The sequence below is a fragment of the Streptomyces sp. NPDC051563 genome (genome assembly GCF_044454225.1).
Classification (GTDB): domain Bacteria; phylum Actinomycetota; class Actinomycetes; order Streptomycetales; family Streptomycetaceae; genus Streptomyces.
This window is the reverse complement of record NZ_JBITDL010000023.1, coordinates 35456-50449: the sequence shown is the minus strand read 5'-3', so window position 1 is coordinate 50449 and position 14994 is coordinate 35456. Positions and strand designations below refer to the sequence as shown.

The 14994-nt window shown below is 74.2% G+C and carries 12 protein-coding genes and 1 pseudogene; 4 read left to right on the top strand and 9 right to left on the bottom strand.

Annotation, left to right across the window (positions count from 1 at the left end; translation table 11 throughout):
• Positions 1–475 precede the first annotated feature (475 nt).
• A complete protein-coding gene (locus tag ACIA8F_RS26175; protein WP_399382305.1) occupies positions 476–1252 on the top strand; it encodes a sulfite exporter TauE/SafE family protein in 777 nt (258 codons plus the stop codon).
• A gap of 39 nt (positions 1253–1291) precedes the next feature.
• A complete protein-coding gene (locus ACIA8F_RS26170; protein WP_399382304.1) occupies positions 1292–2263 on the top strand; it encodes a class I SAM-dependent methyltransferase in 972 nt (323 codons plus the stop codon).
• Positions 2264–2386: 123 nt separating this feature from the next.
• On the opposite strand, the gene ACIA8F_RS26165 is transcribed toward ACIA8F_RS26170, so the two are convergent.
• Positions 2387–3808, bottom strand: coding sequence for an MFS transporter (locus ACIA8F_RS26165; protein WP_399382302.1), 1422 nt, complete (start codon positions 3806–3808; stop codon positions 2387–2389).
• 115 nt (positions 3809–3923) lie between these two features.
• Between ACIA8F_RS26165 and ACIA8F_RS26160 the strand changes: the two genes are divergently transcribed.
• Entirely contained in the window at positions 3924–4589 is a 666-nt protein-coding gene (locus tag ACIA8F_RS26160) for a helix-turn-helix domain-containing protein (protein WP_399382301.1), read from the top strand.
• Between the two features lie 20 nt (positions 4590–4609).
• Here ACIA8F_RS26160 and ACIA8F_RS26155 read toward each other — a convergent pair whose 3' ends face one another.
• The 4 genes from ACIA8F_RS26155 to ACIA8F_RS26140 form a co-directional block, all read right to left on the bottom strand.
• Positions 4610–5236 (bottom strand): class F sortase, encoded by a 627-nt coding sequence (locus ACIA8F_RS26155; RefSeq protein WP_399382299.1) that lies wholly within the window; start codon positions 5234–5236, stop codon positions 4610–4612.
• Between the two features lie 133 nt (positions 5237–5369).
• Positions 5370–5933, bottom strand: a complete 564-nt coding sequence (locus ACIA8F_RS26150) for a hypothetical protein (RefSeq protein WP_399382298.1) — start codon at positions 5931–5933, stop codon at positions 5370–5372.
• Positions 5934–6387: 454 nt separating this feature from the next.
• Positions 6388–7668 (bottom strand): ATP-binding protein, encoded by a 1281-nt coding sequence (locus ACIA8F_RS26145; RefSeq protein WP_399382296.1) that lies wholly within the window; start codon positions 7666–7668, stop codon positions 6388–6390.
• Complete coding sequence (locus ACIA8F_RS26140; protein ID WP_399382294.1) at positions 7665–8375, bottom strand: hypothetical protein; 711 nt, start codon at positions 8373–8375, stop codon at positions 7665–7667. Before ACIA8F_RS26140 ends, ACIA8F_RS26145 begins: the two co-directional genes overlap by 4 nt.
• A gap of 217 nt (positions 8376–8592) precedes the next feature.
• Between ACIA8F_RS26140 and ACIA8F_RS26135 the strand changes: the two genes are divergently transcribed.
• On the top strand, positions 8593–9099 hold the full coding sequence (locus ACIA8F_RS26135; RefSeq protein WP_399382293.1) for a gamma-glutamylcyclotransferase family protein: 507 nt from the start codon (positions 8593–8595) through the stop codon (positions 9097–9099).
• Positions 9100–9160: 61 nt separating this feature from the next.
• Here ACIA8F_RS26135 and dnaG read toward each other — a convergent pair whose 3' ends face one another.
• From dnaG to ACIA8F_RS26115, 4 genes and pseudogenes are all read right to left on the bottom strand, one after another.
• On the bottom strand, positions 9161–11086 hold the full coding sequence (gene dnaG, locus ACIA8F_RS26130) for a DNA primase (RefSeq protein ID WP_399382292.1): 1926 nt from the start codon (positions 11084–11086) through the stop codon (positions 9161–9163).
• Between the two features lie 34 nt (positions 11087–11120).
• Positions 11121–12395, bottom strand: a complete 1275-nt coding sequence (locus ACIA8F_RS26125) for an NAD(P)/FAD-dependent oxidoreductase (protein WP_399382290.1) — start codon at positions 12393–12395, stop codon at positions 11121–11123.
• A gap of 93 nt (positions 12396–12488) precedes the next feature.
• Positions 12489–13832 carry a deoxyguanosinetriphosphate triphosphohydrolase gene (locus tag ACIA8F_RS26120; protein ID WP_399382288.1) on the bottom strand — a complete coding sequence of 448 codons (1344 nt, stop codon included), beginning with the start codon at positions 13830–13832 and terminating at the stop codon, positions 12489–12491.
• Between the two features lie 77 nt (positions 13833–13909).
• Positions 13910–14862 (bottom strand): annotated as a pseudogene (locus tag ACIA8F_RS26115) (sirohydrochlorin chelatase).
• Between the last annotated feature and the right edge of the window lie 132 nt (positions 14863–14994).

The window sequence follows — 14994 nt, the reverse complement described above, 5'->3', positions numbered from 1 at the left end:
CTGCCGCTTTCCCCTTTCCCCCGAGGTCCCGAGAGGTCGCCGCCCTGTGCGTCACCCGCTGCACGTCGCCCTGCCCGTACCCCTTGCCGCTGCGCGGGGCTGGTCCCCTACCCGCCCTTCGCCCTTTCCCCGGGGCTCCGCCCCGGACCCCGGTCCTCAAACGCCGGACGGGCTGGATGTGGCTGCGCCCGGAGCCGGAGCCGGAGCCGGAGCCGCGGTCGTGGCCCGGCATCGTCGGCCCCGTACCTCCCCGGCTCGGGCGGTGTTTGCCGTGCTGGGGGCCGTGCCGCCGGGCAGGCGGGTGGCGGTCGGGCTCGGGGCGGTCAGTGTGCTGGCTGCGAGTGTGCTGACGGTGGTGGTGGATCCGTCGGCTCCCGCGGCCCCGGACCGGGCTCCGGCCGGGCGAAGCTCAACGTTTGCGCAAGTTTCCGGGGATTGATGGCCGCTGCACCCAACCTCTCCATAAGGTCGGGCCGTGCCTGACATATCGACAACCATGATCATCGTGCTGTGCGCGGCCGCCGCCGCGGCCGGCTGGATCGACGCCGTCGTGGGCGGCGGCGGCCTGCTGCTCCTGCCCGCGCTGCTCCTCGGCCTGCCGCACGCCCACCCCGCCACCGTCCTCGGCACCAACAAGGCCGTGGCCATCGTCGGGACCTCGGGCGCGGCCGTGTCGTACCTGCGCAAGACCACGGTGGACGTGAAGCTCGCCGTCCGCATCGGGCTGGCGGCGCTCGCCGGCTCGATGGGCGGGGCCGCCCTGGCCGGCGGCATCAGCAAGGACGCGCTGCGCCCGCTGATCATGGTGGTCCTGGTGGTCGTCGCGGGCTTCGTGCTCTTCCGGCCCGCCTTCGGCGTCGCTCCCGGAGCCGTCCCCGTCAGCCGCCGGCGGATCCTGCTCACCATCGCCCTGGCCGGCCTCGGCATCGGCTTCTACGACGGGCTCATCGGCCCCGGCACCGGTACCTTCCTGGTCCTGGCGCTGACCGCCCTCCTCCACCTCGACCTGGTCACGGCCTCCGCCACGGCGAAGATCGTCAACGTGTGCACCAATGCCGGAGCGCTCGCCATGTTCGCCTACCAGGGCATGGTGCTGTGGCAACTGGCCGCGCTGATGGCCGTGTTCAACCTGGCGGGCGCCATGATCGGTGCCCGGATGGCGCTGAAGAAGGGCAGCGGCTTCGTCCGCGGGGTCCTCCTGACGGTCGTCGGAGCCCTGGTGGTCAAGCTGGGCCTCGAACAATGGGGCTGACCTGCGGCTGACCCACCCGCGGGGGATAAAGTTGCGGGCGTGCCCCACCTTGAGATATCCGACCTGATCACCGTCACCGATCCGCTCAGCGGGGCGCGACTGCCGGTGCACCGGGGTGATGCGGTCCGCCGCCTCCACGAAGCCGGGGATCCGCGCGCGGCCCGGATCGTCGCCGGACTGCCGGCCGGCCCCGACGACGTGCTCGACCCGATCGCCGTGGACCGGCTGATGATCGGCGTCCACACCGAGCTGCAACGGCTCAGCGAGGACTTGCGCGTCGGGGAACGGCTGGTGCACATACTGGACCCGCTGTTCGAGGCCATCCGTGAGATCGCGGGCCGCCGCGGCCGGTTCCGCCTGGTCGACGTCGGCTCCGGGCTCGGCTACCTCGTCCGCTGGCTGGCGTCCACCGGCGCCCTGGGCCCGAACGTGGAGCTGATCGGCGTCGACCTCGACGCCGCGCTCGTCGCCGAGGCCGACCGGCTGGCCCGCGCCGAGGGGCTCGACTGCCGCTTCGTCCACGGCAACGCCTTCGACCTGCCCGAGGTCGCCACCGTCTACGTCTCCACCGGAGTGCTGCACCACTTCCGCGGCCCCGCGCTCGCGGAGTTCTTCGAGGCCCAGGCCGACTCCCAGGCCCTCGCCTTCTGCCACTTCGACATCGCCGCCACCCGCCTCGCACCCCTGGGCGCCTGGATGTTCCACCGCACCCGCATGCGCCATCCGCTCGGCCGCCACGACGGGGTCGTCTCCGCCCGGCTCGCCCACTCGGACGAAACCCTGCTGAACGCCGCGACCGTACCGGGCATCCGGCCGCTGATCTACGAACCCCGGCGCCTGTCCAACCCCTTCTCCACCACCCTGCGCCCGATCATCGGCGTCCGCCCCTACCTGGAGGACCCGCTGCGCCAGGCCCTCGGCCGGGACTCCCGCCGCCTCGTCGGCGCGGAGCACCTGACCCGCGGCCGGCTGTCGGGGCACGAGGCCGCCGGGGCCGGAAGCGCGGGGTGAACCCGGCCCTGCCGCTCGCCGCCCCCGGCCCCGTCGACGCGGGGTTCAGCGGCTTCCGCGCCTAGGGAGTGTCCGGATCCGCAAGCGGCGAGCCGTCACCGACGCGCAGCGCCCGTACAGCCCTTACGGGGTGTCCCGCTCCCTCCGCGAGGCGCGGGCCACCCCGCAGAGGAGCAGGCCGCAGGCCGTCACGAGGAGCCAGCCCGGCCGGGACGCCCGGGCGAGGCCGTCCGGGGCGACGCCCGCGGCCAGGGCTCCGGCGACCGCGATGCCGACGGCCGATCCGACCTGGCGGGCGGTGGAGGTGACGGCCCCGGCCACGCCGGCCCGGGACGGCGGGAGTCCGCCGACCGCGGTGTGGGTCAGCGGGGCGTTGGCGAAGCCGAACCCGATGCCGATGAGCAGGTAGGCCGACAGGAGCAGCGGCACGCTCGGATCCGGGCCCGCGTCCGGGCCCAGGGTCAGGCCCACCATGCAGAGCCCGCCCGCCGCGGTGAACCCGCCCGCGAGGAGGAGCGGCCGCCGCGGCCCGAGACGCCCCGTCAGGCTGCCCGACCAGGGCGCGCAGACGGTGGCCCCGAGGGCCATGGGCAGGGTCGCGGCGCCGGCCGCGAGCGGGGTCCAGCCGCGGGCGTCCTGCAGGTACAGGGTGGTGAGCAGCAGGCTCACGCTCAGCGCGGCGAACACCGCCACCGCGCCCAGGACCGCCGAGGCGAAGGGCGGGCGCCGGAACAGCCCGAGGTCGATCAGGGGCTCGGGACGGCGGAGCTCGACCCGGGCGAATCCGGTCGCGGCCGCCGCGGCGACGGCGTAGCAGGCCAGGGCCGCGGGGGAGGCCCAGCCGATGCGGGGGCCCTCGATCAGGACGCCGACCGAGACGCACAGGGCCGTCGCGAGGAGCAGCTGTCCGGGCAGGTCGATCCGCCGGGCCCGCTGCCCGCGGGACTCCGGTACGAACACCGCCACCAGGACGAGCGCGCCGACGACCACCGGGACGTTGATCCAGAACACCGACCGCCAGCCGAGCGCCGCGATGAGGGTCCCGCCGACGACCGGGCCCGCGGCCATGCTGAGCCCGAAGACCGAGGCCCATATGCCGATGGCCCGGGCCCGCTCCCGCGGGTCGGGCATCGCGTTGACCACGATGGCCAGGGCCACCGGGCTGAGCATCGAGGCCCCGACGCCCTGGACGGCCCGCGCCGCGACGAGGAGACCGAGCGACGGAGCGAGGGCGCAGGCGAGGGAGGCCAGACCGAAGACGGCCAGCCCGCACCGGAACACCCGGCGGCGTCCGAAGCGGTCCGCGAGGGCGCCCGAGGCGATGAGGAGGCTGGCGAGGACCACGGTGTAGGCGTCGACGACCCACTCCAGACCGCGGGTGTCCGCCCCCAGGCCCCGTCCGATCGCGGGCAGGCCCACGTTGACGATGGTGGTGTCCACCCCGATGAGGAACATGCTCAGCGCGCAGACGGCCAGTACCGTCCACCGGCGGCGCGCACCGGGGGCGGGTCCTGCGGCCGTCCCGGCCGGGATCGTCGTGCTCATGGGTCCGCCTTCGCTCCGCGACGGCCTGTCGGCCGCCGGCTTCGGATGTCGGCCCATACTCGGCCCGGGCGGCGGCCGCGGCCCAGGAAATTTGCCGATACCGCAAAATGACCCCATGGACAGGGACGCCGAACGAGCAGCAGCGGGAGCAGCCGGAGCAGCGGGGACCGCTGCCGAGCAGGGCGAGGACGCCGAACTCGCGCGGACCCTCGACGCCATCGGCCCGCGGCTGCGGGTACTGCGGCGCGAGCGCGGCCTCACCCTGGAGGCCCTCTCCCAGGCCACCGGGATCTCGGTGAGCACGCTCTCCCGGCTGGAGTCGGGCAAACGCCGTCCGACCCTCGAACTGCTCATCCCGCTCGCCCGGACCCACCGCGTCGCCCTGGACCAGCTCGTCGCGCCCCCCGTCACCGGTGACGCGCGCGTCCACCTGAAACCCCGCCGCCGGGACGGGAGCATCCTGGTCCCCCTGACGACGTACCCCGGCCGGGTCCAGGTCTTCAAGCAGGTGCTCGCGTACCGGGAGCCGAAACGGGTGACCCACGCCGGCTACGAATGGCTCTACGTGCTCGCCGGCGAGCTCCACCTCGTCATCGGCGAGCGGAACCTCACCCTGCGCCCCGGCGAGGTCGCCGAGTTCGACACCGGCGAACCCCACTGGTTCGGCCCCGCCGAGGGCGAGGTGGTGGAGATCCTGCACCTGTTCGGACCCCACGGCGACCAGGCCGTCGTCCGCACCGGCCGGACCGAGCCCGCCGATCCCGCAGAGCCCGCTCCGTAGGCGCCGCTCCGGCGCGTCCTCTAGTACGTGCCCGTCAGGTGGGCGAAGACGACCACGTTGCCCTGGTACCCGGTGCGCTTGGAGAAGCCCCCGCCGCAGGTGATGACGCGGAGTTCGGCGCGCGGAGAGGAGCCGTACACGAGGGAGTCGGGGAAGGCCTTGGCGTCGTAGACCTCCACCGCGTGGACGGTGAACACGGCCGTACGTCCGTCGGCGCGGGCGATCTCGATCAGGGCGCCCCGGCGCAGCGCGCCGAGGTGGTAGAAGACCGCGGGCCCGCTGGCGTCGTCCACGTGCCCGGCGACCACGGCCGTGCCGGTGGCTCCCGGAGTGGTGCCCTCGCGGTACCAGCCCGCCAGGTCCCGGCGGGCGGGCGGCGGGACTTCGAGGCTGCCGTCGGCCTGCAGTCCGAGCCCGGTGAGGGGGGCGTCCACCCGGATGGACGGGATCCGGATCCGGGTGGGCGGGGAGCCGGGGAGCGGGGCGATGGCCCCGGGAAACCGGGCCTGGGCGCTCAGCGCCTCACCGGGGGAGGGCACCGGGGGCCCGACGGGCTCGCCGGAGCCGCTGCCGATGAGCCAGACGCCGATGCACGTGGCGAGCGCGACGAGCCCGCCTACGCGGGCGCGGGCGCGGCGTGCCTCCATGCGGCCCCCTCGGCTTGGTGACGTGTCGTGGTGACTGGCCGTCGCCCGGCCCCGCGAACGGGGGGGACCTCGCGGGGCGGGCGACGGGGGACGGTACCGGTCGGACCGCGGCCGGAGCCGCGGTGGGCGTCCGTCAGTTCCGCGTGCCGCTCGCCCGGCGACGCAGGAACCAGGTACCGCCGACGGCGGTCGCGGCCAGCACTGCCGCTCCCGCCGCGATCTTGGCGGGGTCGGTGGTGGTGGTCGTGCCACCGCCCACCCCGGTGCGCACGTGGCCCTGGGGGGCCGGGTCGTGCTCGGTGACGACCAGGTCGCCGGTCGCGAACTTGCCGTTCGCGCAGGTGGCGCCGATCGCGTGGGTGCCGGGGGTCGCGCCGCGGGCGACCTGGAACTGTCCCACGACCACCTCCTTGTGGGTGCCCGGGGACAGCTTGAAGCGGCCGCCCCCGACGGTGGTCGCGTCGCCCTCGGCGTGGCTGTCCGGGCCGCAGGCCTTCGTGTTCACCGTGACGGTGGTGCCGGGGGCGGCCGACTTGGGCCAGACCTCCAGCGGGGCGAAGTCGCCGGCCGCGAAGCCCGTCATGCCGAAGCCCGTCATGCCCAGGTCCGCGGCGGCGACCGCGCCGGCGACCGGGCCGGCGAACGCGACGGCGGTCAGCGCGGTGGCGGTGAGCACGTGGGCGGTGCGTCGGCGCATGGTGGGTCTCCTGGGGACACGGGGTCGTGGTTCCGAGGTAACCCGTGGGCGGGGGGCTGCGCCTGCTGATGTGGTGTCAGATTGGCCGTGGGGGGTGCGGGTGGGGCGGTGTTCTCGCAGGTGGGGCGAGGTGTGGGGGTATTCGTGGGGGTCCACCCCGTCCGGGTGACGGTGGCCCTGCGGGTGCGGGGGCGGGCCGCCGCTGCGCGGGCCGAAGTCCCCACCCCGCCCTTCCACCGTTCCCCGGGCGCTGCCCGGACCCCGGTCCTCAAGCGCCGGACGGGCTGGGGAGGGGGCCCCGGGCTACGCCCGGACCCCTCTGGGGCTCCGCCCCAGACCCCGCGCCTCAAACGCCGGCGGGGCTGGATTTGCCGGGCCCCGGGCCTCAAGCGCCGGACGGGTTGGGAGGGGTACCGGGCTGCGCCCGGACCCCCCGGGCCTCCCCCCGGTGGGGCTAAGTCGGGGGGAGGGTCAGGGTGGCCGCGGCTCCGTTCGGGGTGGGGTTGGTGAGGGTGAGGCGGGCGCCGATGACCTGGGCCTGGCCCAAGGCGATGGTCAGGCCCAGGCCCGTGCCCTGGCCGCGTTCCGTCGCGCCCGTCAGGAAGCGCTGCGGTCCGTCCCGCAGCAGCGTCTCCGGGAAGCCCGGGCCCTGGTCCCGTACGGTCACCGTGTTCCCGGCCACCGTCACGGTGATCGGGTCCCCGCCGTGCTTGCGGGCGTTGACCAGCAGGTTCGTCAGGATCCGCTCCAGCCGCCGGACGTCCGTGCGGACGCGGACCGAGCCGTCGGCGGCGGCGCCCAGCACCTGCGCCCGCACCCCCGAGCGCCGGGTGACCGATTCCACCAGCGGCCCCAGGAGGTGGACGTCCAGCTGGGCCGTCTCCCGGTCCCCGTCCAGCCGGGCCACTTCCAGGAGGTCCTCCGTCAGGCTGCACAGGGCCGCGACCCGGTCGCGCACCAGCTCCGTGGGCCGGCCCGGCGGAAGCAGTTCGGCGGCGGTGAGCAGCCCGGTCAGCGGGGTCCGCAGTTCGTGGGCCACGTCCGCCGTGAACCGCTGCTCCGCCACCAGCCGCCGCTGCAGGCTCGCCGCCATCGTGTCGACCGCCGCGGACAGTTCGGCCACCTCGTTCCGCGTCCCGGGCACGCCCGACGGGCCTATCCGTGCGTCTAGTTCACCCGTGCTGATCCGCCGGGCCGTCTCGGCCGCGGACCGCAGGTCCTTGCTCAGCCGGCTGGCCAGTGCCGCCCCGCCGATCGCCGCGAGGGTGACGACGACCACCCCGAAGGCCATCAACTTCTGGTCCAGTTCCCACAGTTCGCCCTTCTCCGCCGTCAGCGGCTGCCGTACGGAGAGCACGTGCTCGCCGCCGACCGGCCGCGCCGCCCATACCGCGGGGTGGGGGCCGTGCAGGTCCAGGTAGGTGGTGCGCTCCCCGGCCAGCGCGGCCTGCCGCAGCCGGTCGGGCAGGGTCGGGCAGTCGAGGCGGGCGTCGGCCTCGCCGACCTTGTCGAAGTCGAGCTGGCCCGTGAGCTCGTACACCTGCCGCACCCGGACGAGTTGGGCGAGGGCGCTCTTGCGCGCCGCGTCGGCCACCTGGTTCGCCCGGGCCTCGTGGATCAGGATCCCGATGGTGAGCGCGACGAGGGAGCAGCCGACGGCGAGCAGGACGGCGATCTTCCAGCGCAGGCCGAGGGAGTGCAGGAGGTGGCGGCAGCGGAGCAGGAAACGCCTCACTTGGCGGCCGGGTTCGTGGGAACGGGGGATGCGAGGTCGGTCGGCAGCGGGGCCGGGCACTCGCCGGAGCGCGAGCCGGAGATGGCGTTGCCGTACTTGTGGTCGTCGCTGAGGACGCTCATCCGCTGGCCGTCCCAGTGGTAGCGGATGTCGTGCGAGGATCCGTCGTCGTCGGTGGTGCGGACCAGCAGGTCGGTGCCGAGGGTCTCGACGCCCATCCGCCGGCCGCTGGTGTGCAGGATCGGAAAGATCTTCCCCTCGGCGGCGGTGTAGACGCTCAGCATCGAACGCCCGGTCTGGGTGTCGGCGGCGACGATCAGCTCGGGCTTCCCGTCGCCCGTCAGGTCCGCGTACCGGGCCGGCCGTACTCCGGCCTTGCCCGGGCCCGCGATCTGCTTCCCCTGCCCGAAGCGCTTCATCTCCTTGTCGGCGCGGAGCACGGCCATCACGTCGACCCCCTCGATCCCCTGCGGCCCCACCGCCGGGGCGTCGTCGAGCGGCGGCGGCGTCGCCACCTTGCCGGCCACCGCCGTACCGCCGGCGCTCGGGGACTCGGTCCACGAGGGCCACAGCGGCCTCGGCCGGGGCTGGGAGGCCATGGGCGGCGCGGCCTCGCCGGGCCCGAGACCTCCGGGCGCGCCGCAGCCGCCGAGGCCGATGCAGAGCAGGGCGGCCGCGGCGAGGGTGCGGAGGGTCGGTCGAGTCATGGGAGGCGGAACCGTCGGGTGGTGGGGGAGGGCGGGGCGTGGGGGGGCGGGGTGCGGAGAGGCAGACTGACGGTAGGCGGCGCCGGTCACAGGAACCGGGAGATCGTGTAACAGCGGTGCATAGGCGGGCTCCCGCGGCCGAAGTCGGGACTTCGGTCCCGGCCCGCGGCCGCCGGTGGTCCGGTCAGCAGCTCAGTCTGAAGCGAGGGGGGCCCGCATGACATCGGCCGATCGGCCGGAAGGCCACGGCGAAGGAACGATTCCGCCGGGCGAGGAGCTGCCGTTCTTCGTCTACGGGACCCTGCGCCCCGGCGAGGTCAACCACGACCTGTTCCTGCGCGGCCGCACGGCCGCCGAGGAGCCCGCCCGCCTCCCCGACGCGGCCCTGTACGAGGGCCCCGGATACCCCTACGCCGTGGACCGCCCCGGCTCGGGCTCCGCGATAGCCGGGGAGCTGATCACCCCGGCCCCCGGGGCCTACGGGGAACTCCTCGCGGCGCTCGACCTGCTGGAGGAGTACGCGGGCCCCGGACACCCCGCCAACATCTACGACCGCGCCGCCCGCGAGGCCCTGCGCCCCGACGGCACCCCGGTCCGCGCCTGGGTCTACCTGGCCGCCCCGCCCCTGGCCCACCGCCTCGCCCGCTCCGGCACCCCGATCCCGGGCGGCGACTGGCTGCTGCGCCGCGGGCCCGGCCGACGCGACCGGGAAGGGACGGCCTAGCCCGGGCCGTCCGGCGGGGTACAGGCCTCCGATGGGGGTCAAAGGCCTCCGACGGGCCGGGCTACAGGCCTTCCGCGCCGCGGTTGCGCAGGCGCTGCCCGTACTGCTGGAGGACCCACAGCTCCTCCTGGACGGCCGCCAGCTGCTCCGGCGCGCCCTGGTGGCCGAGGCGGGCCAGGGTGCCCTGGATCTCGTGCACCCGGCGGTCGACCGCGCGGAGCCTGACCTGGACCAGCTGGACCCCGGCGTAGACCTCGTCCACGGTCTTCGCGTGGATGGCCTCGACGACGAGCTCGGTGACCAGCGCGCGGACGGTGTCGTTCGGCGCCGCGTCCCGGACCCGGGTCAGGTAGTCCTCCGTGCCGAGCGAGGCGCCGCCGGCGTCGAGGATGGCCTGGCGGACTGCCGCGTAGGGCGGGGCGGTGAACTCGTCCATCCCGTACGCGTCGAACGCCGGGGAGACCAGGGCCGGTCGCTGCAGCGCCAGCTTGAGCAGCTCGCGCTCGGTGATGTGGGCGGGGCTGCGCAGGTTCAGCGCGGGACCCGTGGGGCCGGCGGACGGCGCCGGGATGTCCTCGTACGCGTGGCCGGAGTGACCCGGGCCGCCGGACGACTGCCCCCGGCGCTGCTGCTGGGGCTGGTTGCCGCGCTCCCGGGCCCAGCGGTCGAGCTGGGCGATCCGCTTGACCACGAACTGCTCGTCGCGCATGCCGAGCATGCCCGCGAGCTGGACCGCGGACTCGTGCTGGATGGCGACGTTCTTGATCTTTTTGATGATCGGGGCGGCTTCCTCCAGCGCGGCCGCCCGCCCCGCCGGGTTCTCCAGGTTGTGCCGGGCCACGATGTGCTTCAGCGCGAACTCGAACAGCGGGGTGCGGGCCTCGACCAGCCCGGAGACGGCCGCGTCGCCCTTGGCCAGGCGCAGGTCGCAGGGGTCCATGCCGCCCGGGGCGATGGTGATGGAGGTCTCCGCGGCGAACTTCTGGTCGTCCTCGAAGGCCCGCAGCGCGGCCTTCTGCCCGGCCGCGTCCCCGTCGAAGGTGAAGATCACCTCGGCGGTCGCGTTGTCCATGAGCAGCCGGCGCAGGATCTTGATGTGGTCGCCGCCGAAGGCGGTGCCGCAGGTGGCGATCGCGGTGGTGACCCCGGCCATGTGGCAGGCCATGACGTCGGTGTAGCCCTCGACCACGACGGCCAGGGAGGTCTTGGCGATCTCCTTCTTGGCCAGGTCGATGCCGTAGAGCACCTGGGACTTCTTGTAGATCGCGGTCTCGGGGGTGTTCAGGTACTTGGGGCCGTTGTCGTCGTCGCGCAGCTTGCGCGCGCCGAAGCCGACGACCTCGCCGCTGATGTCGCGGATGGGCCACATCAGCCGGCCGCGGAAGCGGTCGATGGGCTTGCCGCTGCGGCTGTCCTGGGCCAGGCCCGAGGTGATCAGTTCCTTGTCGCTGAAGCCCTTGCCGCGCAGGAAGCGCGTCAGGTGGTCCCAGCCGGCCGGGCTGTAGCCGACGCTGAAGTGCTGGGCGGCGGCCTGGTCGAAGCCGCGCTCGGCCAGGAACTTGCGGCCGATCTCCGCCTCGGCGCTGCCGAGCTGCTCCATGTAGAACGCGGCCGCGGCCTTGTGCGCCTCGACCAGCCGGATGCGCTCGCCGCGCCCGCTGGTGCCGGCGGTGTAGCCGCCCTCTTCGTACCGCAGGGTGATGCCGGCCAGGCCGGCGAGCCGCTCCACCGCCTCCGAGAAGGAGAGGTGGTCGATCTTCATGACGAAGTCGAGGGTGTCCCCGCCCGCCTGGCAGCCGAAGCAGTGGTAGAAGCCCTTGCTGGGGCTGACCTGGAAGGACGGGGACTTCTCGTCATGGAAGGGGCAGAGGCCCTTGAGGTTGCCGCCGCCCGCGTTGCGCAGCTGGAGGTACTCGGAGACCACGGCGTCGATCGGGACCGCGTCCCGTACCGCCTTCACGTCGTCGTCGTTGATCCGTCCTGCCACCCGTGAAGTCTACGGCCGGGCGGAGGCAATCCCGTCAGGCCCCCTCCGCCGGAATCAGCGCCGAAAGCGGAATCGACGGATCCGCCAGCTTCTCGCGGTCCACCGGGGCCTTCGACCTGATCAGGGCCTGGATGTCCTCGGTGACGTCCCACACGTTCACGTTCATCCCGGCCAGCACCCGGCCGTCCGAGAGCCAGAAGGCGATGAACTCCCGCTTGCCCGCGTCCCCGCGGATCAGCACCTGGTCGTAGCCGCCCGCCGGGGCGTACCCCGAGTACTCCAGACCCACGTCGTACTGGTCGGAGAAGAAGTACGGGACCCGGTCGTACGAGACCTCCTGCCCCAGCATCGCCCGGGCGGCGGCCGGCCCCCCGTTGAGCGCGTTCGCCCAGTGCTCCACCCGCAGCCGCGTCCCCAGCACCGGGTGGTGCGCGGCCGCCACGTCCCCGACGGCGAAGACGTCCGGGTCGGAGGTGCGCAGCGAGGCGTCCACGGCGATCCCGCCCCCGTGCTCCCGGTCCACCAGGGCCAGGCCCGAGGTCTCCGCCAGCGCGGTCCGCGGGGAGGCCCCGATCGCCGCGAGGACGGCGTGCGCCGGGTGCTCGTCCCCGTCGTCCGTACGGGCCGCCAGCACCATGCCGTCGTGCCCGACGATCTCCGTCAGGTGGGAGCCGAAGTGGAAGCGGACCCCGTGCTCGGTGTGCAGGTCGGCGAAGAGCCGGCCGACCTCCGGACCGAGCACCGCGTGCAGCGGGGTGGGCGCGGGCTCGATCACGGTGACCTCGGCCCCGTACCCGCGGGCGGCCGCCGCGACCTCCAGGCCGATCCAGCCGGCGCCCGCGATCAGCAGGTGTCCGTTGTCCCGGCCCAGGCCCGCCAGGGCCTTGCGCAGCCGCTCCGCGTGGGAGAGCCGGCGCAGGTGGTGCACCCCGACCAGCTCGGTGCCCGGGATGTCGAGCCGGCGCGGTTCGGCGCCGGTGGCGAGCAGCAGTTTGTCGTAGGGCAGCGCCGTGCCGTCGCCGAGGACCACCTTCTTGGCTTCCCGGTCGAGCTGGACCGCGGGCTGGCCGAGGTGCAGCTCGATGTCGGAGGCCGCGTACCAGGAGGCCTCGTGCACGAAGACGCTCTCGCGCTCCTCCTTGCCCGACAGGTAGCCCTTGGAGAGCGGAGGCCGCTCGTAGGGATGCTCGCGTTCGTCGCCGATCAGGATCACCCGGCCCGTGAACCCCTCCGACCTCAGCGTTTCGGCCGCCTTAGCCCCGGCGAGCCCTGCGCCCACGATGACGAACGTCCGGTGTGCGTCGACCACCTGATGCCTCCTCATAACCTCTGCGCCACATGCGACCACATGCGAGCGTCCCGCACCGAGCCTGCCGCGTGAAGGGGGAGTGGCCCGATCGGCTCACCGTTCGGCGCGTCGCGCGCGCTGGGTGAGGCGGGCGTGAAGGGAGCGCGCGGAGGCGTCCGTGAGGGCCGCGATCTGGTCCACGACCGCCCGCTTCCTGGCCCGGTCGTCCGGAGCCTCGTCGAAGATCGCACGGAACTGCGGATCCAGACCCTCGGGCGCGCGGGCACTGACGGCCTCCGCCAGCTCGGCCAGGACGATCCGCTGATCGGCTCGGATCCGCTCCTGCTCGTCGCGCTGTATGACGTACAGGTCGGCCACCGCCTTCAGCACCGCGCACTCGTTGCGGGCCTCGCGCGGCACCACCAGCTCCGCCGCGTACCGGGTCAGCCGGCCGGTCCCGTACGCCTGCCGGGTGGCGCCCTCGGCGGCCAGGCAGAAACGCCCGATCAGCTGACTGGTCGCGTCCTTCAGCCGGGCCTGGGCCACGGCCGAGCCGTCGTACCCGTGCGGCCACCACTCCTGCTCCATCAAACGGTCCAGGGCCTCGCGCAGTTCCTCCGGCTCGGTGTCGGAGGGCACGTACCGGCCGATGGCCACCCGCCAGATCTCCGTGCGCTCGGGCTCGGCGAAGAGCAGGTTCGGGTCGAGGTGGCCGGCGTGCAGGCCGTCCTCGAAGTCGTGCACGGAGTACGCCACGTCGTCCGACCAGTCCATGACCTGCGCTTCGAAGCACTTGCGGTCCGCGGGCGCACCGCGGCGCAGCCACTCGAAGACGGGCAGGTCGTCCTCGTAGGCGCCGAACTTCACCGAGCCCGGGTCGGTGGGGTGGTCCCCGCGCGCCCAGGGGTACTTGGTGGCGGCGTCCAGGCAGGCCCGGGTGAGGTTGAGCCCGACGCTGACCAGCTCGCCGCTCACCGGATCGGGGACGAACCGCTTGGGCTCCAGCCGGGTCAGCAGCCGCAGCGACTGGGCGTTGCCCTCGAAACCGCCGCAGTCCTTGGCGAACTCGTTGAGCGCCTCCTCGCCGTTGTGGCCGAAGGGCGGGTGCCCCATGTCGTGCGAGAGGCAGGCGGCTTCGACCAGATCGGGATCGCAGCCGAGCGCGGCGCCGAGCTCCCGGCCGACCTGGGCGCATTCCAGGGAGTGCGTCAGCCGCGTACGAGGGCTCGCGTCCCAGTCGTACGACCGCGTCCCCGGGGTCACCACCTGGGTCTTCCCGGCGAGCCGGCGCAGGGCGGCGGAGTGCAGCACACGGGCCCGGTCGCGCTGGAAGGCGGTCCGCCCGGGCCGTTTGTCGGGCTCGGTGGCCCAGCGCTCGGTATCGGCGGGATCGTACGGCTCCCCGGACGGGGCGGAGCCGGGGCGGACAGGTGCGGTGGTGCCTTCCATGCCTTCCATGGTCCAAACGGTAACCGCACGGGCCGACAAGACGAGTCAAGAGGAGCAATCCGAGCGATAGCGAACCAACCAGACCCTCAAGCGGTGGCCAGTTCGAGCGGCTGCTCGTGCGCTACGGGTCCTGCGAGCGCGGCGGCGGCTTCGTCGTAGCGCTGGAGCACCAGCCGGGCCAGTGCCGGATGCGCGCCCAGCGGGGCGGCGGCCGGGCCCGGGGCGGCGGCGGCGCTCGCGGCGGCGAAGCGGCCCGGAGCGGTGAAGTAGGAGGCGACCGCCACCCGGTGGAGGCCCCGCGCGGCCAGGGCCCGTACGGCGGCGGGCACGGAAGGCGCGGTGCCCGAGGCGTAGGCGGCCACCACGGGCACCGCGCCGAGGCGTTCCGAGAGCAGCGCGGCGGTGGCCCGCACATCGGTCGCGGAGTCGGGGTCGCGGGACCCGGCGGCGGCCAGCACCACCGCCGACCCGGCGCTCCAGCCGGCCTCCACGAGCCGCTCGTACAGGGCCTCGACGAGCAGCGGATGCGGTCCGAGCGGGGCGGCGACCCGGGTCCGCAGCTGCCCGGCGCGGGCGGCGGCGGCCGGGAGGTCCCGCTTGACGTGGGTACCGCGCCCGAGCAGCAGCGGCACCAGCACGGCGGCTCCGGAGGCCCGTTCGAGGGTGTGGTCCAGCAGCGGGTGGTTCAGCTCGATGTGACCGAGCCGGACGTCGAGACGGGGGCGGAGCTCACGGACCCGTTCGAGCAGGGCTTCGACGGTGTGGAGGGCGCGCGGATCGCGGCTGCCGTGGGCCACGGCGACGAGGGCGGGCTGCTGCATGGGAGGACTCCTGCGTGGTGTCGGGGACGCAGACCGCTGAGCTGCGTACCGAGCTGGGCGGTGATCCGGGTCAGCAGCTCCGCCGTGGTCGCGGGCGGAAGTGGTGGGAGGGGCGGGAGCGCTGGGAGGTGCGGGAGGTGTTGGACAGGCAGGAGAGGTGGAAGGCGCGGAAGGTGCGGAAGGGGCATGGGCTCGGGAGGGTGCGCCGGCTCCGTCATGAACCGATCCTGCGCGTGGCAGGTTGCCCCTGCGTTGCGCCGGGGTGACGGGTGTTTTCCGGCTGCTCACAGGCGGGTGGACGGCGACCGGGCGGGCGCCGGGAAACCGGCGGGACCGTACACGCGTCCGTA

Excerpts from the sequence above, each read along its gene's own strand:
- ACIA8F_RS26155 (WP_399382299.1), bottom strand. The coding sequence starts at position 5,236 with ATGGAGGCACGCCGCGCCCGCGCCCGCGTAGGCGGGCTCGTCGCGCTC.
- ACIA8F_RS26140 (WP_399382294.1), bottom strand. The coding sequence starts at position 8,375 with ATGACTCGACCGACCCTCCGCACCCTCGCCGCGGCCGCCCTGCTCTGC.
- ACIA8F_RS26160 (WP_399382301.1), top strand. The coding sequence starts at position 3,924 with ATGGACAGGGACGCCGAACGAGCAGCAGCGGGAGCAGCCGGAGCAGCG.
- ACIA8F_RS26165 (WP_399382302.1), bottom strand. The coding sequence starts at position 3,808 with ATGAGCACGACGATCCCGGCCGGGACGGCCGCAGGACCCGCCCCCGGT.
- ACIA8F_RS26150 (WP_399382298.1), bottom strand. The coding sequence starts at position 5,933 with ATGCGCCGACGCACCGCCCACGTGCTCACCGCCACCGCGCTGACCGCC.
- ACIA8F_RS26120 (WP_399382288.1), bottom strand. The coding sequence starts at position 13,832 with ATGGAAGGCATGGAAGGCACCACCGCACCTGTCCGCCCCGGCTCCGCC.
- ACIA8F_RS26135 (WP_399382293.1), top strand. The coding sequence starts at position 8,593 with ATGACATCGGCCGATCGGCCGGAAGGCCACGGCGAAGGAACGATTCCG.